At 62.3% G+C, this 23,103-nt stretch carries 20 protein-coding genes; 12 read left to right on the top strand and 8 right to left on the bottom strand.

Annotated elements, in window-relative coordinates:
- Window positions 1-43: 43 nt before the first annotated feature.
- Window positions 44-685: a hypothetical protein gene (locus tag DUT91_RS01950; protein WP_114438666.1), complete on the top strand. Its 642-nt coding sequence runs from the start codon at window positions 44-46 to the stop codon at window positions 683-685.
- A 107-nt stretch (window positions 686-792) separates the two neighbouring features.
- On the opposite strand, the gene DUT91_RS01945 is transcribed toward DUT91_RS01950, so the two are convergent.
- Complete coding sequence (locus DUT91_RS01945; RefSeq protein WP_114438665.1) at window positions 793-1,725, bottom strand: metallophosphoesterase family protein; 933 nt, start codon at window positions 1,723-1,725, stop codon at window positions 793-795.
- 98 nt (window positions 1,726-1,823) lie between these two features.
- On the opposite strand from DUT91_RS01945, the gene DUT91_RS01940 reads away from it, so the two are divergent.
- Entirely contained in the window at window positions 1,824-2,279 is a 456-nt protein-coding gene (locus DUT91_RS01940) for an NUDIX domain-containing protein (protein ID WP_114438997.1), read from the top strand.
- Between the two features lie 149 nt (window positions 2,280-2,428).
- On the opposite strand, the gene DUT91_RS01935 is transcribed toward DUT91_RS01940, so the two are convergent.
- Window positions 2,429-3,421, bottom strand: coding sequence for a glutathione S-transferase family protein (locus DUT91_RS01935; RefSeq protein WP_114438664.1), 993 nt, complete (start codon window positions 3,419-3,421; stop codon window positions 2,429-2,431).
- A 300-nt stretch (window positions 3,422-3,721) separates the two neighbouring features.
- Between DUT91_RS01935 and DUT91_RS01930 the strand changes: the two genes are divergently transcribed.
- Window positions 3,722-4,228 (top strand): GNAT family N-acetyltransferase, encoded by a 507-nt coding sequence (locus tag DUT91_RS01930; RefSeq protein ID WP_114438663.1) that lies wholly within the window; start codon window positions 3,722-3,724, stop codon window positions 4,226-4,228.
- Between the two features lie 115 nt (window positions 4,229-4,343).
- Here DUT91_RS01930 and DUT91_RS01925 read toward each other — a convergent pair whose 3' ends face one another.
- From DUT91_RS01925 to DUT91_RS01910, 4 genes are read right to left on the bottom strand one after another with little or no spacing between them, the layout of a single operon-like run.
- Window positions 4,344-6,434, bottom strand: a complete 2,091-nt coding sequence (locus tag DUT91_RS01925; RefSeq protein WP_425373729.1) for a hypothetical protein — start codon at window positions 6,432-6,434, stop codon at window positions 4,344-4,346.
- 12 nt (window positions 6,435-6,446) lie between these two features.
- Window positions 6,447-9,383, bottom strand: a complete 2,937-nt coding sequence (locus DUT91_RS01920) for a DUF4159 domain-containing protein (protein WP_114438662.1) — start codon at window positions 9,381-9,383, stop codon at window positions 6,447-6,449.
- Window positions 9,380-10,294, bottom strand: coding sequence for a DUF58 domain-containing protein (locus tag DUT91_RS01915; RefSeq protein WP_114438661.1), 915 nt, complete (start codon window positions 10,292-10,294; stop codon window positions 9,380-9,382). Before DUT91_RS01915 ends, DUT91_RS01920 begins: the two co-directional genes overlap by 4 nt.
- Entirely contained in the window at window positions 10,294-11,301 is a 1,008-nt protein-coding gene (locus DUT91_RS01910) for an AAA family ATPase (RefSeq protein ID WP_114438660.1), read from the bottom strand. Before DUT91_RS01910 ends, DUT91_RS01915 begins: the two co-directional genes overlap by 1 nt.
- 161 nt (window positions 11,302-11,462) lie before the next feature.
- Between DUT91_RS01910 and DUT91_RS01905 the strand changes: the two genes are divergently transcribed.
- The 3 genes from DUT91_RS01905 to DUT91_RS01895 are packed head-to-tail and all read left to right on the top strand — an operon-like array spanning window position 11,463 to window position 14,019.
- Window positions 11,463-12,083, top strand: a complete 621-nt coding sequence (locus DUT91_RS01905; RefSeq protein ID WP_114438659.1) for a DUF1285 domain-containing protein — start codon at window positions 11,463-11,465, stop codon at window positions 12,081-12,083.
- A 5-nt stretch (window positions 12,084-12,088) separates the two neighbouring features.
- Window positions 12,089-12,748 carry a CoA pyrophosphatase gene (locus tag DUT91_RS01900; protein WP_200834886.1) on the top strand — a complete coding sequence of 220 codons (660 nt, stop codon included), beginning with the start codon at window positions 12,089-12,091 and terminating at the stop codon, window positions 12,746-12,748.
- The gene (locus DUT91_RS01895) at window positions 12,745-14,019 is read left to right on the top strand and encodes a CCA tRNA nucleotidyltransferase (RefSeq protein ID WP_114438658.1); all 1,275 of its coding nucleotides are present in this window, start codon (window positions 12,745-12,747) and stop codon (window positions 14,017-14,019) included. Before DUT91_RS01900 ends, DUT91_RS01895 begins: the two co-directional genes overlap by 4 nt.
- A 20-nt stretch (window positions 14,020-14,039) precedes the next feature.
- On the opposite strand, the gene hemF is transcribed toward DUT91_RS01895, so the two are convergent.
- Window positions 14,040-14,954, bottom strand: coding sequence for an oxygen-dependent coproporphyrinogen oxidase (gene hemF / locus DUT91_RS01890; RefSeq protein ID WP_114438657.1), 915 nt, complete (start codon window positions 14,952-14,954; stop codon window positions 14,040-14,042).
- Window positions 14,955-15,115: 161 nt separating this feature from the next.
- Between hemF and DUT91_RS01885 the strand changes: the two genes are divergently transcribed.
- On the top strand, window positions 15,116-15,376 hold the full coding sequence (locus tag DUT91_RS01885) for a hypothetical protein (protein WP_114438656.1): 261 nt from the start codon (window positions 15,116-15,118) through the stop codon (window positions 15,374-15,376).
- An 81-nt stretch (window positions 15,377-15,457) separates the two neighbouring features.
- Here DUT91_RS01885 and DUT91_RS01880 read toward each other — a convergent pair whose 3' ends face one another.
- Window positions 15,458-15,913 carry a tRNA (cytidine(34)-2'-O)-methyltransferase gene (locus DUT91_RS01880; RefSeq protein WP_114438655.1) on the bottom strand — a complete coding sequence of 152 codons (456 nt, stop codon included), beginning with the start codon at window positions 15,911-15,913 and terminating at the stop codon, window positions 15,458-15,460.
- 434 nt (window positions 15,914-16,347) lie between these two features.
- Here DUT91_RS01880 and DUT91_RS01870 point away from each other — a divergent pair, with 434 nt between their 5' ends.
- The 5 genes from DUT91_RS01870 to DUT91_RS01850 all read left to right on the top strand — a co-directional run bounded on the left by DUT91_RS01870 (window position 16,348) and on the right by DUT91_RS01850 (window position 23,068).
- The gene (locus DUT91_RS01870; RefSeq protein ID WP_114438653.1) at window positions 16,348-18,204 is read left to right on the top strand and encodes an ABC transporter ATP-binding protein; all 1,857 of its coding nucleotides are present in this window, start codon (window positions 16,348-16,350) and stop codon (window positions 18,202-18,204) included.
- A gap of 12 nt (window positions 18,205-18,216) precedes the next feature.
- Window positions 18,217-20,073 (top strand): ABC transporter ATP-binding protein, encoded by a 1,857-nt coding sequence (locus tag DUT91_RS01865; protein ID WP_114438652.1) that lies wholly within the window; start codon window positions 18,217-18,219, stop codon window positions 20,071-20,073.
- 209 nt (window positions 20,074-20,282) lie between these two features.
- Window positions 20,283-20,846: a ubiquinol-cytochrome c reductase iron-sulfur subunit gene (petA, locus tag DUT91_RS01860; RefSeq protein ID WP_114438994.1), complete on the top strand. Its 564-nt coding sequence runs from the start codon at window positions 20,283-20,285 to the stop codon at window positions 20,844-20,846.
- 21 nt (window positions 20,847-20,867) lie between these two features.
- Window positions 20,868-22,166, top strand: a complete 1,299-nt coding sequence (locus DUT91_RS01855; protein ID WP_114438651.1) for a cytochrome b — start codon at window positions 20,868-20,870, stop codon at window positions 22,164-22,166.
- A gap of 29 nt (window positions 22,167-22,195) precedes the next feature.
- Window positions 22,196-23,068 carry a cytochrome c1 gene (locus DUT91_RS01850; RefSeq protein ID WP_114438650.1) on the top strand — a complete coding sequence of 291 codons (873 nt, stop codon included), beginning with the start codon at window positions 22,196-22,198 and terminating at the stop codon, window positions 23,066-23,068.
- Window positions 23,069-23,103: the final 35 nt, after the last annotated feature.

Below are 23,103 nucleotides of genomic sequence, written 5' to 3'. Positions count from 1 at the left end.
AGGTTAATGCTTGATTAACCAAGGCCCCAGGACAGGACATGTCATGAGCGAGACGAGCGAGAAGGCCAGTTCGGCCGCAGTCGTACACAGGCTGTCGGATGCGGTGCGAACGGCGAAGATCGCCGCTGCGGACCGTGGGGATGTGGTCGTCGACATGAAGGAGGCCGACCGCGTCAGGCTGGAATTGCTGGCGCAGGATCTGCAGCCGGTGTTCGACGAAGTTCCTTCCGACGATCCGCAGTGGGATTTCGCGCTCTCGACCGGGCTGCAGCCGCGCTTGTGGATCGACGCCACGTCGCATGTGATGATGGCGCGGGACCGGCGCACCTACCGTTTTGTGCGCGATACGCGGCTGGGGCGCATTGTCGTCGTTGAATCAACCGAGATCAGCCCCGTTTCCGCTGCCGTGACCGCCTACATTGCAGAACGTATCGTTGAGCGGGAGCGTCTTCTTGAGGGCGATCTCATCAGCCTGCGCGCCGGCACGCCAATTTCGGAGGCTCTTGCGAAGGAGGAGGCGGCCCTCACACCTGTTTCCGTTCAGGCTGCCGCGCTTGCCCAGCCCCCCAGGCGGAGCCGATGGACCGGTTTCATCGCGGGGCTCGTCTGGTTTTTGATCGGTGCTCTCGCTGCCTGTGGCGTCGTGCTGTTGTTGCTACAGGATCGGATCGAGCTGGTGATCTAGATATTCGTAGCTCGGTGATCGACGGCCGAAAATATCGCTTTTCTGGTCCGCTATTTGCGCTTCGCTTTGACTGGAATCTCAACATTCCCTGCGGATTGCGCTCTCTTTTAAGAGATCTTCCCCGTCTGTAGAGCATGGGCGATATCGATCTTATGTTCGGCGATCGTTGCGATCTTCTGACCGGAATCAATAATGCCGCGTTCTGTCCAGCGGCATGTCCAGATCCCATCCTGTTTTCCGATGGAGAAGAGGTTGAAGCGCGACGCAGGACGCTTTGCCCCAAAGCTTTGGCTGGCGGAAGGCACGCAGAGGACGGGAACCTTCCAGGATGGCCCGTCGATCTCATAGCGCGTTGCAAGATGGGTGTGTCCGTGCAGGATAAGTTCGGCGCCGTGCCTGCTCACCACTTTCTGGAACTTTCCGATCCCGTAGAGCCGCTTATGGGCCGGTGCTGCGCCCCGCACCGGCGGATGATGGATCATCACCACCCGGAAAAGGCCGCGTTCGGCCGCCTCATCCAGCATCTTGGCCAGACGTTTGGCCTGAGCGCCGCCAAAATCTCCGCTGGCCATAAAGGGGGCCGTGGCGCGCGCGGAGGATACGCCGATCAGCGCGACGCCCTGACGGACGCGCATATAGGGGAATTGCACCCGATGACCGGCATTGTCGACACCGTCGCCGCGCATCCAGGGCTCCCAGATGCGGCAGGCATTGTCGAGGGCGCCCGGCACATAAGCGTCATGATTGCCGGGAACAAGCGAAACATTGGCAGGATTGCCCAGTGTTTCCAGCCAAAGCCGCGCCGCTTCCAGTTCCAGATTGAGCGCAAGATTGACGAGATCGCCGGTGATGGCGATATGATCCGGCGCTTGTGCCTTCAACTCCGCAGTCAGCGCTTCAAGCGCGCCGCTGGTCATCACGGCTTGCCGGTTGCGTCGCCAGTTGAAGTAGCCGGTGATACGCTTCGACGCCAGTTCCCGATAGGTGATGCCGGGCAGCGGAGAAAGATGTATGTCGGAGATGTGCGCCAGATGAAACATGCCTACCGGTTTAGAATGTTGGCGGTTTCAAATCCAGTGTCAGGCTGCATTGTATCGTGAAAAGCGAAAGGGAAGCGGTTCACATGGCAGACATCAGCATGAAACTGCGGCACTGGCTGTTCCACAGCTATTTCCTGTTGCGCCGGCCGATGACGCTGGGGGTGCGCGGCGCTGTAATTGACGAGAAGGCGGGAACAGTCTTCCTCATCCGCCACACCTACGTGCCTGGCTGGCAGTTTCCGGGCGGTGGCGTCGAGACCGGCGAAACCTTCGGCGCGGCTTTGGCGAAGGAGTTGCGGGAGGAGGGAAATATCGAATTGACCGGAGCACCTGAACTTTTCGCGCTCTACAAGAATTCGCATGCCTCCAAGCGGGACCATGTGGCGCTCTATGTCTGCCGTCATTTCCGCCAGACTTCTCCGCATGTCGGAAACCGCGAGATCGCTGAATCCGGTTTCTTTCCCCTCAACGATCTGCCGGAGGCGACAACACAGGCAACGCGCCGCCGTCTCAGGGAAATTCTTGAAGGCGAGAAACCGTCGGATTCGTGGTGAATTATTGAGTGGGTTGAATCGCTTGCGCGGCTTTCCTGTCAAATTGATTCCGGTTGCCCATTCCATCGCCGCGGCGGTTCAAAGTGGCGCTTGCGGGGCAGGCGGTGCGCGTCGATCAGCCGGAATCGCGAGCCTGAGGGCCGAAACCCTCATGCGGCCTTGCCCGCAAGACGGTCGCGATCGTGAGGCGCGCCATAATCGATCTCCGGCCCGAGAGGGATGATCCCGGTTGGGTTTATCGTCTTATGGCTGCCGTAATAGTGCGCCTTGATGTGGCGCATGTTGACCGTACCGGCGATCCCCGGCACCTGATAGAGCTCGCGGGTATAGTTCGAGAGGTTCGGATAATCGACGATCCGCTGCCGGTTGCACTTGAAATGGCCGACATAGACCGGGTCGAAGCGCAAAAGCGTGGTGAACAGCCGCCAGTCGGCTTCGGTCAGCGTGCCGCCCGTGAGATAGCGCTGGCGGGAAAGCCGATCCTCGATGTCATCGAGCGCTGCGAATAACTGGCTGAAGGCTTCCTCATAGGCCTCCTGCGTCGTCGCGAAGCCAGCGCGGTAAACGCCGTTGTTGATATTGGGATAGACAAAATTGTTCATCTCGTCGATCTCGGCGCGCAGGGCCTCCGGATAGAAATCGAGCGAAGCATCGCCGAATTCGTCGAAGGCTGAATTCAGCATGCGGATGATCTCGGCCGATTCGTTCGAAACAATGGTCTGGCGCTGCTTGTCCCAGAGAACAGGAACCGTGACGCGGCCGGAATATTTCGGGTCGGCGCGGGTATAAATCTCGTGCAGCCGTTTCGCGCCATAGAGATGATCGCCCGTTCCGCCATCTTCGCCATACAGCGTCCAGCCTTCCTCGCCCATGTGATAATCGACCACCGAGACGGAGATCACGTCCTCGAGCTTCTTCAGCGCGCGGAAGATCAGCGTTCGGTGCGCCCAGGGGCAGGCATAGGAGACATAGAGGTGATAGCGCCCCGGCTCGGCCTTGAAGCCCGCTTCGCCGCTCGGGCCGGCGCTGCCGTCGGCCGTCACCCAGTTGCGGAACTGCGATTTGGAGCGCACGAAGCGCCCGCCGCTCTCCGATGTATTATACCATTGATCGTGCCAGACGCCGTCAACCAGAAGTCCCATGTCATATCTCCTTTGAGCTCAATATAGGGAAAGGGGTGGGACTTGGCAGCCGCGGATCGTTGAACGCAGCGTAACCCCCCGGCAACCACCTGCGATTTATTTCGTTTACGCCAGGTTTTTTTGATGATAGGAGCCGTTTTAACCATACGGCGCCCGATGCGGCCGTATTCCGGGAGAAATGCTTTGACAGGATTGCCTTTCATCCGACGATGAAACCAGAGCGGCGCCAGGCGCGCTGCCCTCGATGCCTGTCTGCGCCCTTCGCGGCGTTCCGATTTCTCAATTTGTGACCGTCTTGCCATGCTGCAACTCGAACTGACCTACGCGCAGGAAGATCCCGCGCACGATCCCGAGATCGAAGCCATCAACAGCCAGGCCTTTGGGCCGGGCCGTTTCACGCGGGCCGCGTATCGCATCCGTGAAGGCGGCTCGCACGACCGCTCGCTTTCCTTCGTGGCGCTGCAGGGCGGCATCGTCGTCGGCTCGGTACGGATGACGCATATCGTGATCGGGAAGACGCGGGCGCTGCTGCTCGGGCCGCTTGCGGTGAGGCCGGAATGGAAAAACCGGGGCATCGGCCGCGCGCTGATGAGCCAGGCGATGGAGGCGGCAAAGCTTGCCGGCCACCGGCTGGTCGTGCTTGTCGGCGACGAGCCCTATTATGGGCCTTTCGGTTTCCGCAAGGTCGAGCCTGGCCGGATCATGATGCCCGCGCCCGTCGATCCCCACCGGTTGCTCGCATGCGAATTCACGGTCCGTGCGCTGGAGAATGTATCAGGCCTGGTGCGTCACGCCGATCGCGCCTGAAGGGCGGAGGCTTTAGAGCGGTTCCTGTTTTGATCGAATCGGAGAACCGCTCTAAACATTTATTTTTACGCAATTCCGGACGGAAAACCGCTTCGCACTTTTTCCTGGAATTGCTCTAACGCCCCTCGCGATACCACATGCTGCCGAGCACCAGGAGCATCGCGGCCAAGCCGAGGAAGCCCGAGAAGAGCGGCAGGCGGTTGACGCTCTTGAGCGTCGTGTCGCCGGTTTCGCGCAGGCCGATCCAACTGTTGCCACTCGCCACCGCCGTGTTGCGCACGGCGATGATGCTGGGCACTTCAACGTTCGCCTGACCCGCTTCTGTTCGCAATCGCCGCACGCTGCCGCCGGTTTCCCGCGCCACTGGATCGAGGCTGGCGGTGGTCGAGATGCTGTCGGTGAACTCGGGCGCGTCGATCGGGCCGACATGGGCGAGCGTGCTCAGATCGCCATTGGCGACCTGGAAAAGCCCGATCACGTCGGACTGCAGCGACCCGCTGAAGATACCGGGCTCGGTGCGGGTAAGCGGCACTTCGACGGTCTGGCCGGTCGGGGTGATGACGGTGGCATTGCCGGGATTGTCGCCCATGGTCTGGCGGCGGATATGTAGTGTGCGGCCGCTGCCGCTTGCCGTCAGCGCTTCCTCCTCCAGTTCCGGTTCTTTCATCAGCCAGTGGGCGATGCGGCGGTAGAGCGCGGCATAGGGACCGCCGCCTTCGAAGCCGCGCGCCCAGAGCCAGCCCTGGTCGGACAGGAACATGCCGACACGGCCTTCGCCGACCCGGTTGAGCACGAGGAGCGGCTTGTTGTCGGCGCCCTTCATGATGACCTCGCCCTGAGGCTGGTTGATGTCGATGATGCGGAACCAGCGGCTCCAGCGCGGCGGCTCCTGCGCCCCACCTTCCAGCCCACGCGTCACGGGATGGCGCTTGCCCATGTCGGTCAGGCGCGGATAAAAGGCCTTTTCGGTGATCTCGCCGGTGGGGAGCGCGGGCAGGGCGCTCAGGAGCGGCGTGCGCGCGATGGACTGGTTGCCCGCATATTCGGAGCCGGCCGCAATCAGCAGCGCACCGCCGTTTTCGACATATTGGGCGATATAATCATAATAGAGCAGCGGCAGCACGTCGCGGTGCTGGTAGCGGTCGAAGATGATGAGGTCGAAATCCTCGATCTTCTCGACAAAGAGCTCACGCGTCGGGAAGGCAATCAGCGACAGTTCATTTATGGGCGTCCCGTCCTGCTTTTCCGGCGGACGCAGAATGGTGAAATGGACGAGATCGACGGATGCGTCGGCCTTGAGAAGGTTGCGCCAGGTGCGCTCGCCATTGTGCGGCTCGCCCGAAACGAGAAGAACCTTGAGGTTATCGCGAATGCCGTCGATCATCGCCACGGCGCGATTGTTGGTTTCGGTGACTTCGCCGGAGATCGGATCGGTCCTGATCTCGACGATATTGGCGCCCGCCTTGGGCAAGGTCACTTCGACGGGCGTTTCGCTGCCGATGACGGCGTTTTCCTCGCTTACGATATTGCCGTTGACGAGGATACGCACGCGCGCAGCTCCACTTGCCTGCGGATTCTGGCCCTCGTCGGTGACGGTATAGACGAGCTGCTGCGGTTTTCCCACGATGCCGAAACGCGGCGCCTGCACGAAGCGGATACGGCGGTCGAACTCATCGGGCGTTCCGGTGATCAGCCCGTGGATGGGCGCATTGAAGCCGAGCGCGGCGGCGTTTTCCGGAATGTCATGTATCTGGCCGTCCGTCACCATGATCGCGCCGCCGATGCGCGAGGGCGGCACGTCGCGGAAGGCGCCGTTCAGGGCCTGGAACAGCTTTGTCGAGGTGCCGTCATCATCGTCGCTCGCGCGCCCGGCCTCCACGACGCGCACGTCGAATTGCGGCAGCTTCCCAAGCTCTTCCTCGACCGTCTTGACGGCGGCGTCGGCATCGGCACGGCGGTTGCCGATATCCTGGCTCTGGCTCCGGTCGACGACGACGGCGACGACGCTCTTCAGCGGTTCGCGTTCTTCATCGATCAGGATCGGATTGATGAGAGCGAGAACAAGCGCCAGAAGCGCCAGCAAGCGGATGACGCCGCCGCGCTGGCGGAAGAAGAGCCCGGCAAGCACCAGCAGCGCCAGCGGCACGAGGATGGCCGCAAGCCAGGGCCATGAGAAGAGCGGTTGGAAATCAAGCGACAGATGCATCGGTTTCTCCGCTCAGTTTCCGAGCCGTTCGAGCAGAACGGGGACGTGGACCTGATCGGATTTATAATTGCCGGTCAGCATGTACATCATGATGTTGACTCCGCCGCGCAGGGCATAGGCCCGCTGCATCGGATCGTTGGGAACAGTCGGGAGCAAGGGCGCGCCACGCTGGTCGATGGCCCAGGCGCCGGCAAGATCATTGGCGGTGATGAGGATCGGGCTGACGCCATCGCCGGTTCGAACCGGGCGGTCCTGGCGGCTCTCGCTGTTGAGCGAGGCCTCCACCCAGAGCGGGCTGCCACGGTAACGCCCCGGAAAATCCGGCATGATGTAGAAGGATTTCGTCAGGACATGATCGCTCGGCACAGGCTCGAGCGGCGGTACGTTCATGCCGTCCAGAATGGCGCGCAGGCGCTGCCCGGCGGGCGTGGTCGAGCCGTCTAGCCCTGCACCGGCGGCAAATTCGTCGCGGGTGTCGAACAGCACCGTGCCCCCCTGCTGCATATAGGCGTCAATGCGGGCGATCGCGGCCTCGCTCGGCATCGGTGCGTTGGCATCGATGGGCCAGTAGATCAGCGGATAGAAGGCAAGCTCGTCGCGCGCCGGGTCTAGGCCGATCGGCTCGCCGGGCTCCATTGCCGTCTTCTCCATCAGGAACTGCGTAAGTCCTTGCAGGCCTGCCTTGCTGATATCGTCGACGGCCTTGTCGCCTGTAACGATATAGGCCAGATGCGTGACGGAAACCGCATCGATCATCGCCTGGTCGCCGGGCCTGCTGTCGTCATGCACGACATTGTCGCTGCTTTCCGGTTGGGCCGCTGGTGGAGCGGGAGGGGCGGGTGCTGTCGTCTGCGCCATGGCCCCGCCGCCGGCAAACGGAGAGGCGGACGCGAACAGCACAGCCGGCAGAAGCAGCAGCGCCAGGGCGCCCAGGGCCGCCGCCTTGCGCCCGCCCTGCATCCGGCCACCCTTGCGCGGACCGCCCATGCGGAAATGTCCTCCGAGCCACAGCACCAGCAGGGTATCGAGCGCCAGCAGGATTGCCGCCGCCGCAAAGAGCGGTCCGCGCAGGCGGATCGATTCATCGGCGGCATAGGCGCTCGCGGTGACGGGGAAGGACAGCGAAGGCTGGATGAGCGGGTTCAACTTTGCCTGCGGGCCGAGAAGGTTCAGCGCATAAAGCGCCTCCTCGGAGCCGTAGAAGCCGGGCGGGTTGTCATAGCTCACCTGAGGGGTAGCGCCGCCGCCGATGGTGAGCGGTTTGGTTTCCGGCGCCGGTGGCATGGTCGAGCCATCTGCCGCCAGCATGAGATAAGGCGGAAGCGAAACGCTTGCCGTACCCTTATCCTCGCTGCCGCCGAGATTCTGCGAGAGGGCAACGATACGGCGCAGCATCTCAACGAAGGTGCCGCTGATCGGCAGATTTGACCAGGTGGCATTAGGCGCGACGTGGAAAAGCACGATCCGGCCGCTACCCCTGGTTTCCCCCGTTACAAGAGGCGTTCCGTCGGCGAGGTTCGCCCAGCTCTTTTCAAAGAGGCCGGGAGAAGGCTCCGCCAGCACCTGACGCGTCACGGTAACGTCGCGTGGGGTGGGAAGGCCCGCGAACGGCCCGGCTGCCGGAAATGCCGCCAGCGGCTGCGGCTCGGTCCAGGAAAGCGTGCCGCCAAGCGAGCGTTCGCCGCGCCTGAGCGTGACCGGCAGCAGCGTATCGTCGTCGCTGGCGCCTGCAAGCTTCGGCCCGGCGAAACGGATGAGCGTCCCGCCCTTGGCGACCCAGTCGGCCAGCCGCTGTTCCGCCGCTTCCGGCAATTTGCCGATATCGGCCATCACCACAACGGACGGATTCTGCTCAAGCAGTTCCGGCACCGAAACGGCAAGATCGGCGGTGCGCGGCTGCACGAGATCGGCATAGGGGTTGAGGGCGCGGGAAATGTAATAAAGCGGCGACAAAAGCGGCTGGGCGCTATCGGCGTCTGCGCCGGATAAAAGGGCCACGCGCCGCCTTTTGGCATTGCTGTCGAGGAGACGCGTCGCGGCCGCTTGCGATGCGCCATCGATGCGGAGGAACGAGAAATCGTTGCGCAACTCTATGGGGGCCTCGATGCGGCCCTCGGCCGTGCTGCTGCCAATGGCGAAGGCGAGGCTCGTTTCGGCGATCCGGCGGCCCTTAGTGTCGAAAGCGCCGACGGTGACGCTGCGCGGCTGGCTGGCGTCGCTTGGCCGCACGGCATGGACGACGAGCCCGTCGGCACCGTTCTCGACCGAGGTGAGGGCGGCAAGGTTAGACGTATCGGGCCTGTACCAGAGCATGGAGGACGCGCCGCTCTGATCGAGGCTCGCGAGGGCAGCCGCGGCATCCGCCGTCTCGATCCCGTCATTGAGATAGGCGACGCGTGCGCCGGGGGTGGCTGAGATCGACGTGGAAAGGCGGTTGAACGCCTCCTGGCGGTTGACGGGGATCGGACGGGGTTTTAACGCCTGCAGCCTTTCCAGAGCGCGGGGGGCATCGAAAGGTCCAATCTCGACATTGGTGCGCTCCGCGGTGCCCATGACATAGATCAACGCGCCCGAGGCTTCCGCATCGGTGACGAGGCGCTCCGCCGTTTCCAGCTTCTGGTTCCAGTTCTCGGCCGATGCCCAGCCATTGTCGAGTACGATGGCGACGGGCTCCTTGCCGGCAAGGGTGACGGGACGCGGGTTCCAGACGGGCTCGGCCAGGGCCAGGATCACCAGCGCGGCAAGCAAAAGGCGCAGAAGCGTCATCCACCATGGGCTCTTGCTCGGCGTCTCCTCCTTCTTCAGCACATTGGCGAGGATCCTGAGCGGCGGAAACACCTCTTCCTGCGGGCGCGGCGGCGTCATGCGCAGGAGCCACCAGATAACAGGCAAGGCAATGAGGCCTGCGAGGATCATCGGTGCGCCGAAGGCAAACGGAAGCGCATTCATGCCGCACCTCCGCGACGGCCCATATCGGCGGTCATGTTCATATGCACCTTCACCAGCGCTTCGGATGCCGGGCGGTCGGTGTGATTGACGGTGTAGCTCCAGCCGAGCCGCTTGCAATAGTCAGAAAGCGTCTCGCGGCGGGCGAGATAGAGCTTGCGATAATCCTGGGCATAGGTCTCGGCGCGGCCGGCGGTGATCTTTTCGCCCGTCTCGGGATCGCGGAACTCGGTGCGGCCGGAATAGGGAAACACCTCTTCCGCCGGATCGGCAATCTCGATCAGGTGGGCGCGGACGCCGTGCTTGGCCAGACGTTCGAGAAGCTCCTGCATCTCCTCGACGGGCTGGAGGAAATCGCTGACCAGGATGATATCGGAGAAGCGCCTGATGCCGGCTATATCGGGCAGGGCGGTCACGCCCGTGGAATGGACGAGGGCTGCGGCAAGCCTTTCAGCGCCATTGCGCGCGGCGAACGGGGCGATGATGCCGGGATAGGCGATGCGCTCGCCGCTACGCGACAGAAGCTCGGCCATAGCCAGCGTGATGACCAGCGAGCGCCATTCCTTGGCGACTTCGCCGAGATCTGACTGAAAAAGCATCGAGGCGGAAGGATCGGCCCATAGCCAGACGGTATGCGCCGCTTCCCATTCGCGATCGCGCACATAGGTATGATCGTCGCGGGCCGAACGTCGCCAGTCGATGCGCGACAGCGCCTCGCCTTCGACATAGGGACGGAACTGCCAAAAATTCTCGCCCATGCCGCGCCTGCGCCGGCCATGCCAGCCGGTGATGACCGTATTGACCACCCGGCGCGCCTCGACCAGGAGATCGGGCACCAGCGCGGCGCGCTGTCTGGCGCGGGCAAGCGCGTCGGTCGTCGCGACCGGCTGGACTTGCGCGCCGAACGCCGCCATCAAATGGCTGCCTTCACGAGATTGGCGATGACATCGCGGACGTTCATACCGTCGGCGCGCGCCGCGAAGGTCAGCGCCATGCGGTGCTGCAGGACGGGCTCGGCAAGCGCCTTCACGTCGTCGACCGATGGAGCGAGACGACCGTCATAAAGCGCGCGGGCGCGGGCGCACAGCGTCATCGCCTGGCTGGCGCGGGGTCCGGGTCCCCATGCGATGTGGCGGTCGGCATGTTCGCTGCCGGCGCCGGGGCGGGCGGAGCGCACCAGCTTGAGGATCGCTTCCACGACGTTTTCCGAAACCGGCATGCGGCGGATCAGGTTCTGCATCTCCTTCAGCCGCAGGGCGGTGATGACAGCACGGGCCTTGGCGTCGGAGGTGCCGGTGGTTTCCAGGAGGATGCGGCGCTCGGCGTCCAGCTCGGGATAGAGGATATCGATCTGCATGAGAAAGCGGTCGAGCTGGGCTTCCGGCAGCGGGTAGGTGCCTTCCTGCTCCAGCGGGTTCTGGGTCGCCAGCACATGGAAGGGCGAGGGCAGGTCATGGCGCTCGCCGGCGACCGTCACATGATATTCCTGCATCGACTGCAGCAGCGCCGACTGGGTGCGGGGGCTGGCGCGGTTGATCTCGTCGGCCATCAGGAGCTGCGCGAAGATTGGTCCCTTCACATAGCGGAAGGAGCGGCGGCCGTCGGCGTTCTGCTCCATGACCTCCGAGCCGATGATGTCCGATGGCATCAAGTCGGGCGTGAACTGCACACGGCGTTCATCGAGGCCGAGCACAGTGCCCAGCGTTTCCACCAGCTTGGTCTTGGCGAGGCCGGGAACGCCGACGAGCAGCGCATGGCCGCCGGCCAGAAGGGCGACGAGGGTGCGCTCGATGACGCTCTCCTGTCCGAAGATGACCGTGCCGACGGCTTCGCGGATTTTCGAGATGTCCTGAAGGGCGCGCTCGGCTTCGGCAACCAGAGCTTTGGGATCGATGGGATCGGCTGTTTTGACAACGCTCATGGCTTCCTCGCAAATGGTCCGGCCGCTATGACAGCTGAACAGTGCTCTAAAACTGGCCCCTCACTGGACAAGTTAAATCACTATGACATGCTGACAAGCCGCGAAACGGTGACTATTTCGTGACGTATCCTTAATTTTCAATGTGAGAATAACCGAGTCGCATGGGAAAGAGCAGTATAGTTTCCGGATCGGACATGGCGGGGCTGGAAGCCCTGATCGCCCGCGCGCGCGCCGACGGGACGAGCGAAAAGGGCCTGCCGCCGGTCGAGCGGTGGAATCCCGATTTCTGCGGCGATATCGACATGGAAATCCGCGCCGACGGGACGTGGTTCTATATGGGCACGCCGATCGGCCGCAAACCGCTTATCCGGCTTTTCTCGACGATCCTGCGCAAGGACGGGGACGGCCGGACCTATCTTGTGACCCCTGTGGAAAAGGTGGGCATTCGGGTAGAGGATGCGCCATTCCTGGCGGTCGAGATGAATGTGTCGGGTGAGGGCGGCGAGCAGGTCCTGACGTTTCGCACCAATGTCGGCGATGTGGTGGAGGCCGGGCCCGGCAATCCGCTGCGCTTCGAGGTTGCGCGCGAAAACGAGGGGTTGAAGCCCTATCTCCTGGTCCGCGGCAGGCTGGAGGCGCTGCTGGCGCGGCCCGTCATGTACGATCTGGTGGGCTTGGGCGAGGATGTGGAGATCGACGGCAGGGCCATGTTCGCGGTCCGCTCGAGCGGCGTGGTCTTTCCGATCCTGCCTGCCGACGCGCTGGAGGCGTTCCGGTCGTGAGGGCCATCACCGGGGAAGCCAGGCATGGCGAAGAAGCAGGCGCGTTTTCCGCACAAGCCTTCGCCGCGCGCATCGCCGATGTCGGCCATGACGGGGTGAGCGCGGATCGCGGCGACCATCTGCTCAATGCCGAACTTGCGTCCGATCTCGACCAGATGGTCACTGCCGGGAAGATGCGGGATGCGGCGGTGCTTGTGCCCGTGGTCGATCGCGGGCCGGAAGCGACGATGCTCCTGACGCTGCGCAACGCCTCCATGCGCAAGCATTCCGGCCAGATCGCCTTTCCTGGCGGCGCCATCGATCCGGGGGACGGCACGGCGGAACATGCCGCGCTGCGCGAGGCGCATGAGGAAATCGGCCTTGCCGCCGACAGGACGGAGCTTCTCGGCCGTCTGCCGCGCTATCTCACGACAACAGGCTATTCGATCACGCCGGTTCTCGCGATCCTGCGCCCGCCATTCGATCTCGTTGCCAATCCGGATGAAGTGGCTGACGTGTTCGAGGTACCGCTTTCCTTCCTGATGGACCCGCGCAACCACCGCCGCGAGAGCAGGGTATGGGAAGGCCGCGAGAGATCCTACTATACGATGCCCTATCAGGAGCGCTTCATCTGGGGCGTGACTGCCGGCATCATCCGCACCCTTTATGAAAGGCTCTACGCTTGAGCGATATCGTTTCCATCGAAGGACGGGCGCCGTGGCTGTCCGACAAGAACCTGCAATCGCTGCTGGGTGCGCTTTCCAGCGATGGCGAGGAGGCGCGTATCGTGGGCGGCGCCATCCGCAACACGTTGCTCGACCAGAAGGTCGCCGACATTGATATCGCGACGACCACCTCGCCCGATGAAACCATGCGCCGTGCCGTGGAGCGTGGCTTCAAGGCCGTGCCGACCGGCATCGAGCATGGGACGGTGACTGTCGTCGCCGGCGGCAGGCCTTTCGAGGTGACGACGCTGCGCGCCGACATCGAAACCGACGGCCGGCGCGCGAAAGTCGCCTTCGGGCGCGACTGGAAGACCGACGCCGAGCGGCGAGACTTCACCATCAACGCGCTCTACGCCAAGGCCGACGGCACTTTGGTCGATGATGTCGGCGGGCTCAGGGATATCGAGACGCGGACGCTGCGCTTCATCGGCGATGCCGAATTGCGTATCCAGGAAGACTATCTGCGCATCCTGCGTTTCTTCCGCTTCTTCGCCTGGTACGGGTCCGGGCGGCCGGAAGCGCAGGGGTTGAAAGCCTGCACGCGGCTGAAGGATGGGTTGGCGGGCCTGTCGAAAGAGCGGATCTGGGACGAGATGAAGAAGCTTCTCTCGGCCCCCGATCCCTCGCGGGCGCTTTTGTGGATGCGGCAGACCGGCGTTCTGAACGTCATCCTGCCGGAAAGCGAGAAATGGGGCATTGATGCCATTCACGGCCTCACCCGCGCTGAACTGGACCTCGGCTGGCCGGCGGACCCTCTCCTGCGGCTCGAAAGCCTCATCCCACCGGATGCGGCGCGCATGGAGGCGCTGGGCGAGCGGCTGAAGATGTCGAACGCAGAGCGGGCGAGGATCGAGGCCTGGGCCCGGGCCGATGCGCTGAAGCCGAACCTCTCCGACATGGGACTTGCCCGACGGATCTATCGCGGCAGCAGGCAGGCGATCGTCGACCGGTTGCGGCTGGCGCTTTCGGCAGCCCGCGTCGGAGCGGGGAGCGGCGATGCGGCGGCGATGATGGAGGCGGGACGCTATGCGCGCCTCCTGGAAAAGGCCGAGACCTACGAGACCCCACACTTTCCCCTGACCGGCGGCGATCTCATAGCGGCGGGCATGAAGAAGGGACCGGAGGTCGGCCGCGCACAGCGTGCGCTCGAGGACATCTGGATCGAATCAGGCTTCTCGCTCGACCGCGAGGCGCTCCTCGCCAGATTGCCGGAGATTTCCGGGAAGGGCTGAGCATTCGGTCGTTCAGCGGCTCAAGGCCATTTCACCGTCGGCGGCATGGACGACAGGATCGCGTCGACATTGCCGCCCGTCTTCAGGCCGAAAATGGTGCCGCGGTCGTAGAGAAGATTGAATTCGACGTAGCGGCCGCGGCGAACCAACTGTTCCTGGCGGTCTTCGGCGGTCCAGTCCATGTTGAAGTTCTGCCGCACGATATGTGGATAGATGACCGAAAAGCCACGCCCGACATCGCGGGTGAAGTTGAAATCGGCGTCCCAGCCGCCGGCTTCGTCGGAGGAATGCAGCCAATCATAGAAGATGCCGCCGATGCCGCGCGGCTCATTGCGATGCGGCAGGAAAAAATACTCGTCGCACCATTCCTTCAGCTTGTCGTAATCGACGACATCGCGATGCTTGTCGCAGACGAATTTCAACGCCTTGTGAAAGGCTCGTGCGTCGAGATCGTCCTGCGTGCGGCGGCGGTCGAGAACCGGCGTCAGGTCGGCGCCGCCGCCGAACCACTGGCGTGAGGTGACGACCATGCGCGTATTCATGTGCACGGCAGGCACGTTGGGGTTTTGCGGATGCGCGATCAGTGAAATGCCGGAAGCCCAGAAGCGGGGATCTTCCTCCGCGCCGGGGATCTGCTTGCGGAATTCGGGCGAGAACTCGCCGAAGACGGTCGAGGTGTGGACGCCGACCTTTTCGAAGACGCGGCCATGCATGAGTGACATCACGCCGCCGCCGCCATTGCCATCGTCGCGCTGCCAGGGGGTCTGAACGAAACGGCCGGGCTCGCGGTCGGCAAGCGGGCCGTCCAGATCGTCTTCCAACTGCTCCAGCGTCGCACAAATCCTGTCGCGCAGTTCCTCGAACCAGACCTTGGCGAGGGCCTTCTTCTCTTCGAGTTCAGCTGGAAGCGTGGTTGGAATATCAGGGCGTTGCATGAGAATTTTGTCCTTTTATCAATTCGTAGCAAACTCTCGATATGGCGCAAAGGGGATAACGCCAGCGAACAGAGGCGGAAAGGCTTGCTCCCCAAGAAATGACTCGTTTTCCAGCTACAACCAAGCTACCTTGTCGGCGAAGGGTTTTGCGAGGGTTCACGATGGCCGCCAATCTGCCCCGTCCACCGCTCAATGGCTTGCGCAAGCAGCTTGAGGCCGGCCGCGCCCGCAAAGAGCGCCTGCCGCGCGATGGCTTCATCCGCGAAACATTCACATTGCCGCGCCACGACGCCCGCGAAAAGGCGCGGGAATGGTTCGCAATGTTTCCCAAGGCTGCCTACTGGACCGAGATCGAGAGCTGGTGCGAACGGCCGGACGACGTCATCGAGTTCACGATGAGGCGGCTGCCGACGGCGGATTGAAGGGGTGCTCGGGGATGTGGCCGCGTTCACATCCTGATTCCGGCTTTCATTCTATCCCGTTGTTTCGCGATTCGTTTTCGCTCATGGACGAAGTTGACGCAGCGCTTCACCTGCGGCCATCGCGGCTGACAGGGCGATGTTGAGCGAGCGGGCGTTTTCCACCATCGGTATCAGCAGCCTGGCATCGGCGCTTTCATGTACGTGGTCAGGAACGCCCGCCGATTCTCGCCCGAACAGAAGCACGTCGCCGGGGCCGAAGGAAAAGCTTGTATATGGCTCGGCGGCCTTGGTGGAGAACAGCACCAGCCGACTGCCGGCGCTCTTCCGCCATCGGTCGAAATGCGTCCAATCGAGATGACGGGTGAGGGCGGCCTGCTCGAGATAATCCATGCCGGCGCGCCGCAGAGCTCTATCGGAGATGTCGAAACCGGCTGGCTCGATCACATCCACGCCGATGCCGAGGCAGGCGGCCATGCGCAGGATCGTTCCGGTGTTGCCGGGGATATCGGGCTGGTAGAGGGCTATTCGCAGGTCCATGGAGGCGGCGTAGCCGGATGGTGGCTGAATGGCAACATCTGTCAGTTGAGGGCAGGCGGCAGGACATTTTGTCGCGTGGGGTCTCGCCAAAAGTAGAAAGATTGTCTATAGCAAACTCCCGCAAACGAACCGCTGGAGGTGTCGATGATCAGCACGACCAGACTTCTCCCATGGCCGAAGGTGTCTCCTTCCTCCATGTCCCCCGGTTCTGCGTCCGATCGTTTCCGGTAGTTCTTCTCCAGATTCCGTATCCCAGTCCTGACCAGAGCCGCAGCCGTTTTCCGCGCTAGCAGGTTTTGCGTCATGTCCAGAATTCTGCGTTTCGAGGCGCTGCTGCGGGTCGGCAGCCTTCCACTGGTTTCGGCGTTCTTTTCCGCCTCTCCCCCCGCGCGACCTTGCCGGGGCGATGAGGCCACCGCATATGAGGTTTCATAATGTTCCGCTGGTTTGAGCAAAGGCTACAGGCATTTCCGGACACAGAGCTGCGCGAGCCGCCGCGCACTCTGGTCGCGTTCTGCATGTATTACACCAGGGGCGCCTGGCTGTGGATCGTGCTGATGGCGCTCGGCGCGGCGACGATCGCCATGATCGAGGTTTCGCTGTTTGCGTTCCTCGGCAATATCGTCGACTGGCTTTCGCACCAGTCGCGGGAGACATTCCTCGCCAATGAGGGGTGGCGGCTGTCGCTGATCGCTGGGGTCGTTCTGATCGTCCTGCCGGCGGTGGTGCTGTTCCACTCGCTCGTCATTCACCAGACGCTGCTCGGCAATTTTCCGATGCGGGTGCGCTGGATGATCCACCGCTATCTCATCCGCCAGTCGATGACCTTCTTCCAGGACGAATTCGCCGGCCGCATCTCGACCAAGCTGATGCAGACGGCGCTCGCCGTGCGCGAGACGGTGATGAAGCTGCTCGACGTGCTCAACTATGTCGTGGTCTATTTCACCGGCACGCTCATCATCGCGGCCTCGGCGAACTGGCGGCTGATGGTGCCGTTCGCGGTGTGGGTGATCGCCTATATCGGGCTGCTGCGCTTCTTCATTCCGAAGATGCGGGTCATCTCGGAGGAGCAGGCGAACGCCCGCTCCATCATGACGGGCCGGATTGTCGACAGCTACACCAATATCGCGACGGTCAAGCTGTTCTCCCATTCGAACCGGGAGGAAGAATATGCCCACGAAAGTCTCCTTACCTTCCAGGAAACGGTCAACCGCCAGATGCGGCTGGTGACGAAATTCTATTTCTCGCTCTACATCCTGAACTGCCTGCTTCTGTTTTCGGTCGGCAGCATTGGCATCTGGCTCTGGCTCGGCGAAGCCGTGACGATCGGCGCGGTGGCGGTCGGCATCGGCCTCGTGCTGCGGCTCAACGGCATGTCGCAATGGATCATGTGGGAAATGTCGTCGCTGTTCGAGAACATCGGCACGGTGCAGGACGGCATGGCATCGATCGCACAGCCGCAGATGATCACGGATGTGCCCGGTGCGCCCGCCCTGCATGTCTCGAAGGGGGAGATCGTCTTCGACCATATCCGCTTCCACTACGGCAAGGGGAAGGGGGTGATCGACGATCTGGCGCTGACGATCCGTCCGGGCGAGAAGATCGGCTTGGTCGGGCGCTCGGGCGCGGGCAAGTCGACGCTGGTGAGCCTGCTCCTGCGTTTCTACGACGTCGAAGCCGGCCGCATCCTGATCGACGGGCAGGATATCGCGGGGGTGACGCAAGATAGCTTGCGCGCCAATATCGGCATGGTCACGCAGGATACCTCGCTCCTGCACCGTTCGGTGCGCGACAACGTCCTCTATGGCCGTCCTGACGCCACGGAGGCGATGATGCTGGAGGCCGTCAAGGGCGCGGAGGCGGGCGATTTCATCCAGACGCTGACCGATCCCAAGGGGCGCACGGGCTTTGACGCGCATGTCGGCGAACGCGGTGTAAAACTCTCCGGCGGACAACGCCAGCGCATTGCAATTGCAAGGGTCATGCTGAAGGATGCACCCATCCTCATTCTCGATGAGGCGACCTCGGCGCTTGATTCGGAAGTGGAGGCGGCGATCCAGGACAATCTCTACCGCCTGATGGAGGGCAAGACCGTCATTGCTATCGCACACCGGCTTTCGACCATCGCGGCGCTGGATCGCCTGATCGTCATGGATCGGGGCCGGATCGTCGAGGATGGCACGCATGAGGAACTGATCGCGCAGGGTGGCATCTATGCCGGTCTCTGGGCGCGGCAGTCGGGCGGCTTCCTGGGTTTCGATGACACTTCGGAGGGATTGGCCGCTGAATAAGAGCAGAACGGCATGAAGGCGATCTACAGCTTCTTCGAACGCTGGGTCGATCCTTTCCGCAAGATCGACGATCTGCGCCCGCCCGGTACGACGGTGCGCTTCCTCTGGCATTATGCCCGGCAGGCGCGGGGCCCGCTTGCGCTCGCCCTCATCGTCGGCGGACTGGCGCCGCTGGTAGAGGCGGGGCTGTTCTATTTCATGGGCAGGCTGGTCGATATCCTGGACCAGACGGCGGACAAGAGCTGGCATGGCCTGATGGCTGCTGCAGGGCCGGAACTGCTCTTCATGGCGATCACGGTTCTCATCGTGCGTCTGGCGGTCACGGCGGTAAACACGCTTCTGGACGATCAGACGCTGTCGCTGGGTTTCTATAATCTGATCCGCTGGCAGGCCAATGCCCATGTGCTGCGTCAGTCCTATGCGTTTTTCCAGAACGATTTCGCCGGGCGCATCGCCACGAAGGTCTGGCAGGCCGGGCAGGCGGCCGGCGACCTGATGACTACCTTCATCCAGGTGATCTGGTTCATGCTGATCTACAGTTTCACGACGCTTACGCTCGTCGGCCGCCTGGACTGGCGGCTGGCAGCGGCGGTGATCCTGTGGATCGTCGCGTTCGGGTTCATCGCACGGCATTATTTGCCGGTAATCCGCGTTCGCGCCGAGGCGGCCGCCGAAGCCGGCTCGATGATCAACGGGCGCATCGTCGACAGCTACTCCAACATCCAGACAATCAAGCTCAACACTGCAGATGCGGACGAAGCCTATCTGCGGGACGGGTTTGATCGCTATGTGGCCACGCTCCTACCGTTCTACCGCTCGATAACGGGCGTGCGGATAATGCTGACCGCGCTTTCGGGCCTGATGATCGTGAGTGTGACGGCGCTTTCCATTGATTTGTGGACCAAGGGAATCATGACGGTGGGGGAGGTGTCGTTCACCCTCGGGCTGGTGCTGCGCCTCAGCATGCTGCTCAGCCGGCTGATGATGCAGTTGAACGGCATGTTGCGGCAACTCGGCCTGATCGAGAACTCGATGCGCCTCGTCGCTGCGCCGCTCGGCCTCGAGGATCGGCCGGGCGCCAAGCCGTTGCGGGTCACGAAGGGCGCGATCGATATCCAGCACGTTACGTTCCATTATGGGAAAGCGAACGGCGTTCTGGACGATATCGACCTTTCCATCAGGGGTGGAGAGCGCATCGGTCTCGTCGGTCAATCGGGCGCGGGCAAAACCACGCTGATCAACCTGATCCTGCGGCTCTTCGATGTTGAAAAGGGCCGTATACTGGTTGACGGCCAGGATATAAGCAGCGTGACGCAGGCTTCGCTGCGGCGGGCCTTTGCCGTGGTGAGCCAGGAGACGGCGCTGCTGCACCGTTCGCTCAAGGACAATATCCTGCTTGCCCGCGACGATGCCACCGAAGAGGAGGTGCTTTCCGCCGCGCATCAGGCGGAGGCCGACGAGTTCATCGCGACGCTGGAGGATTTAAAGGGGCGCAAGGCCTTCGATGCCTTTGTCGGCGAGCGCGGGGTGAAACTCTCGGGCGGCCAGCGCCAGCGCATAGCAATCGCGCGGGCAATCCTGAAGAATGCGCCGATCCTCATACTGGACGAAGCGACTTCGGCGCTCGATTCGGAGGTGGAGGCGTCGATACAGGATAATCTTTACCGCCTGATGGAGGGAAAAACCGTCATCGCCATCGCGCACCGGCTCTCCACGATTGCCCGGCTGGACCGCCTCGTGGTGATGGATCAGGGGCGAATTGTCGAGGAAGGCACGCATGATGAATTGCTTGCGCGCGGCGGAATTTACGCTGCGCTTTGGGCACGCCAGTCAGGCGGCTTCCTGGGCAAAGTCGATGCCAGCGGCTGAACCGCCGATTTGGGTTCAAAAACACGGCTGTGTACAGCCTGCGACATCCTGCCGTCCTCCCGTCCTGCCGTCTGGACAAGCCGCAACATCACGCCTAGAAACCACGCAACATGCCGGGGGATTCCGCCCGGCCCATTCGCCATGGGCCGATCTCATGAGAGGGGACGCGGAATACCTTGTGGAAATGAAAGTTGGAAAGGATAGGTCTCGTGAGCGCACACGACACGGCTGAGCCGACACGGCGTGATTTTCTCTACATAGCGACCGGTATGGCGGGCGCCGTGGGGGCGGCAAGTCTCGCATGGCCCTTCATCGATCAGATGCGCCCCGATGCTTCGACGCTGGCGGCAGCCTCGGTCGAAGTGGACATCTCCTCCGTGACAGAGGGCATGTCGCTGACGGTCAAATGGCGCGGCAAGCCGATATTCATCCGCAACCGTACGCCGAAAGAAGTCGATGACGCCAAGAACACGGCCCTCTCGGCGCTCAAGGACCCGATCGCGCGCAACGCCAATCTGGCGTCCGATGCACCGGCCACCGACATCGACCGCTCGGCGGGCGCGGGCAAGGAGAAATGGCTGATCATGGTCGGTATCTGCACGCATCTCGGCTGTATTCCGCTCGGCGAATCAGGCGAGTATGGCGGCTGGTTCTGCCCCTGCCATGGTTCGACCTACGATACGGCCGGACGCATCCGCAGCGGCCCGGCGCCGGAGAACATGGCCATTCCACCGTATCAGTTCGTCTCAGATACGCATATCAAGATCGGCTAAAGGGTTATTGGGAGACACGATATGAGTGGCGGACATTCCACCTACACGCCGAGCACCGGCCTCGGAAAATGGATCGACGCAAGGCTGCCATTGCCGCGCCTCGTCTATGATTCCTTCATCGCGTATCCGGTTCCGCGCAATCTGAATTATGCCTATACGTTCGGCGGCATCCTGGCGATCATGCTGGTGTCACAGATCCTGACCGGCGTGGTGCTGGCCATGCATTATGCGGCAGCGACCGGCCTCGCGTTCGATTCGGTCGAAAAGATCATGCGCGACGTGAATTCCGGCTGGCTGCTGCGCTACATGCACGCCAACGGTGCTTCCATGTTCTTCATGGCCGTCTATGCCCATATTTTCCGTGGTCTCTATTATGGCTCCTACAAGGCGCCACGCGAGCTTCTGTGGATCCTCGGGGTCATTATCTATCTCCTGATGATGGCGACGGCGTTCATGGGCTACGTGCTGCCATGGGGCCAGATGTCCTTCTGGGGCGCGACCGTCATCACCGGGTTCTTCACCGCCTTTCCGATCATTGGCGATCCGATCCAGCAATTGCTGCTCGGCGGCTTTTCGGTCGACAATCCGACGCTGAACCGCTTCTTCTCGCTGCATTACCTCCTGCCCTTTATGATCGCGGGTGTCGTTGTCCTGCACGTATGGGCGCTGCATGTGACCGGGCAGACCAACCCGACCGGTATTGAGGTCAAGTCGAAGACCGACACACTGCCGTTCACGCCCTATGCGACCGTCAAGGACGCCTTCGGCATGATTCTGTTCTTCATCCTGTTTGCCTATTTCGTCTTCTACATGCCCAACTATCTCGGGCATCCGGATAACTACATCCCGGCAAACTCCTTGAAGACGCCGGCTCACATCGTCCCTGAATGGTATTTCCTGCCATTCTACGCGATGCTGCGCGCCATCACCTTCAATATCGGCCCGATCGATTCCAAGCTCGGCGGCGTTCTGGTCATGTTCGGTTCGATCGCGGTGCTGTTCCTGGTGCCCTGGCTCGATACGTCGAAGGTGCGGTCGGCCGTTTATCGCCCATGGTACAAGCTGTTCTTCTGGCTGTTCGTTGTTAATGCCATCTTCCTCGGCTGGCTCGGCTCCCGTCCGGCAGAGGGCAGCTATGTCCACATGGCGCAGTTTGCCACGCTTTACTATTACGCGTTCTTCCTCGTCATCATGCCGGTTCTCGGATTGATCGAGACGCCGAAGCGATTGCCGAACTCGATTACCGAAGCGGTGCTGGCCAAGTCGAAAAACGGTGGCCTGATGGCCGGCGTGACCGCCGCTCCGGAAACCAAAGGCTGAGCGAACTGCCAGATATTAAGGACTGTCTCATGAAAACGATCCTCACCGGTCTCGCTACGCTCAGCCTCGGCGTCATGCTTGCTGTCGGTCTTGTCGGCGGCAGCGCGCTTGCCGAGGAAGCACACAGCGCGGCGGAGCCGACGCATTTCCCAATGATCAAGCCTCAGCAGGAAAAGTGGTCCTTTGCCGGTCCCTTCGGGACCTATGACAAGGGCCAGCTGCAGCGTGGTCTGAAGGTCTACAAGGAAGTCTGCGCCAGCTGCCATGCGATGAAGCTCGTTGCCTTTCGCTCGCTGGAGGAACTTGGCTATTCGGAAGACCAGGTGAAGGCTTTCGCCGCCGAATACGAGGTCCAGGACGGCCCGAATGCGGATGGCGAGATGTTCACCCGCAAGGCTATTGCGACCGACTATTTCCCCTCGCCATTCCCCAATGACGAGGCCGCGGCAGCTTCCAACAATGGCGCGGTACCGCCGGATTTCTCGCTGATCGCCAAGGCGCGCGGCGTCGAACGTGGCTTTCCGACCTTCATCTTCGATATCTTCACGCAATATGCTGAAGGCGGTCCGGATTATATCCATGCGCTGTTGACCGGCTATGACCACACTCCGCCGGAGGGCATGCAGATCCCGGAAGGCACGCACTACAACCCGTATTTCATCGCGGGCAAGTCGCTGGCCATGCCGAAGCCGATTGATGACGGCCAGGTCACCTATGATGACGGGGCGCCGCAGACGCTCGATCAGTATTCGCGCGACGTTTCGGCGTTCCTGATGTGGGCCGCAGAGCCGCATCTGGAAGCCCGCAAGCGGACCGGTTTCCGGGTCATGATCTTCCTCATCCTGTTTGCCGGCATGGTCTATCTCGTCAAGCGTCGGGTCTGGGCGAATGTCGCGCATTGAGCAATAAATCTAACCGCTATTTGAAGAAAGGGCGC

The sequence above is a fragment of the Paramesorhizobium salinisoli genome (assembly GCF_003335045.1).
GTDB lineage: Bacteria > Pseudomonadota > Alphaproteobacteria > Rhizobiales > Rhizobiaceae > Paramesorhizobium > Paramesorhizobium salinisoli.
This window is presented reverse-complemented; position numbering and strand designations above follow the sequence as displayed.

What these genes read in the sequence shown, in the direction of transcription:
- DUT91_RS01950 (WP_114438666.1), top strand. Translation starts at nt 44, where the DNA reads ATGAGCGAGACGAGCGAGAAGGCCAGTTCGGCCGCAGTCGTACACAGG.
- DUT91_RS01945 (WP_114438665.1), bottom strand. Translation starts at nt 1,725, where the DNA reads ATGTTTCATCTGGCGCACATCTCCGACATACATCTTTCTCCGCTGCCC.
- DUT91_RS01940 (WP_114438997.1), top strand. Translation starts at nt 1,824, where the DNA reads ATGAAACTGCGGCACTGGCTGTTCCACAGCTATTTCCTGTTGCGCCGG.
- DUT91_RS01935 (WP_114438664.1), bottom strand. Translation starts at nt 3,421, where the DNA reads ATGGGACTTCTGGTTGACGGCGTCTGGCACGATCAATGGTATAATACA.
- DUT91_RS01930 (WP_114438663.1), top strand. Translation starts at nt 3,722, where the DNA reads ATGCTGCAACTCGAACTGACCTACGCGCAGGAAGATCCCGCGCACGAT.
- DUT91_RS01925 (WP_425373729.1), bottom strand. Translation starts at nt 6,434, where the DNA reads ATGCATCTGTCGCTTGATTTCCAACCGCTCTTCTCATGGCCCTGGCTT.
- DUT91_RS01920 (WP_114438662.1), bottom strand. Translation starts at nt 9,383, where the DNA reads ATGAATGCGCTTCCGTTTGCCTTCGGCGCACCGATGATCCTCGCAGGC.
- DUT91_RS01915 (WP_114438661.1), bottom strand. Translation starts at nt 10,294, where the DNA reads ATGGCGGCGTTCGGCGCGCAAGTCCAGCCGGTCGCGACGACCGACGCG.
- DUT91_RS01910 (WP_114438660.1), bottom strand. Translation starts at nt 11,301, where the DNA reads ATGAGCGTTGTCAAAACAGCCGATCCCATCGATCCCAAAGCTCTGGTT.
- DUT91_RS01905 (WP_114438659.1), top strand. Translation starts at nt 11,463, where the DNA reads ATGGGAAAGAGCAGTATAGTTTCCGGATCGGACATGGCGGGGCTGGAA.
- hemF (WP_114438657.1), bottom strand. Translation starts at nt 14,954, where the DNA reads ATGCAACGCCCTGATATTCCAACCACGCTTCCAGCTGAACTCGAAGAG.
- DUT91_RS01885 (WP_114438656.1), top strand. Translation starts at nt 15,116, where the DNA reads ATGGCCGCCAATCTGCCCCGTCCACCGCTCAATGGCTTGCGCAAGCAG.
- DUT91_RS01880 (WP_114438655.1), bottom strand. Translation starts at nt 15,913, where the DNA reads ATGGACCTGCGAATAGCCCTCTACCAGCCCGATATCCCCGGCAACACC.
- DUT91_RS01870 (WP_114438653.1), top strand. Translation starts at nt 16,348, where the DNA reads ATGTTCCGCTGGTTTGAGCAAAGGCTACAGGCATTTCCGGACACAGAG.
- DUT91_RS01865 (WP_114438652.1), top strand. Translation starts at nt 18,217, where the DNA reads ATGAAGGCGATCTACAGCTTCTTCGAACGCTGGGTCGATCCTTTCCGC.
- DUT91_RS01855 (WP_114438651.1), top strand. Translation starts at nt 20,868, where the DNA reads ATGAGTGGCGGACATTCCACCTACACGCCGAGCACCGGCCTCGGAAAA.
- DUT91_RS01850 (WP_114438650.1), top strand. Translation starts at nt 22,196, where the DNA reads ATGAAAACGATCCTCACCGGTCTCGCTACGCTCAGCCTCGGCGTCATG.